Origin of the sequence: Stutzerimonas stutzeri (genome assembly GCF_000935215.1) — a bacterium.
Lineage (GTDB): Bacteria > Pseudomonadota > Gammaproteobacteria > Pseudomonadales > Pseudomonadaceae > Stutzerimonas.
Genome location: NZ_JXXD01000323.1, coordinates 1 through 423, shown reverse-complemented (window position 1 = coordinate 423; position 423 = coordinate 1). Strand labels below are relative to the sequence as shown.

Below are 423 nucleotides of genomic sequence, written 5' to 3'. Positions count from 1 at the left end.
CCGAAGCGCCGGGCCTGGACGAAGGTACCGAGACCGGAGACGAACAGCGCCATGCTGACGAGGTAGGGAACGTACTGATCGAGGCCAAGCGCGCTGCCGACGATCAGGGTGGGGGTGATGATACCGACGAAGCTGGCCAGCACGTGCTGCAAGGCGGCGAAGGTCGCGGGTAGCGGGCCGGGGCGATCATCGAGTTGATAGATGAGGTCCTGGTTCGCCTGCGGAGCGGTGCCGCTCCTGTTTTCGGTTGCGGTCATTGTTAAGCCTGCCATTTGTTGTTTTACGGTCATGGGCTTGCGAGGCTTCACGGCACCTCTATCGCTGTCCGTCGAAAGCTGTTCGATCGGTCAGGACGCCTGGACTATAACAACCTGTAGACAGGCTGATAAACAATAAATCAGAAAATTGTGCACAATTGGATCG

1 protein-coding gene is annotated in these 423 nt (G+C 58.2%); it reads right to left on the bottom strand.

Annotated features, from left to right (window positions below; all coding sequences use genetic code 11):
* Positions 1 to 257, bottom strand: a 257-nt coding sequence (locus tag LO50_RS22970) for a solute carrier family 23 protein (RefSeq protein WP_044316479.1), incomplete at its 3' end; no start/stop codon positions are given.
* Positions 258 to 423 lie beyond the last annotated feature (166 nt).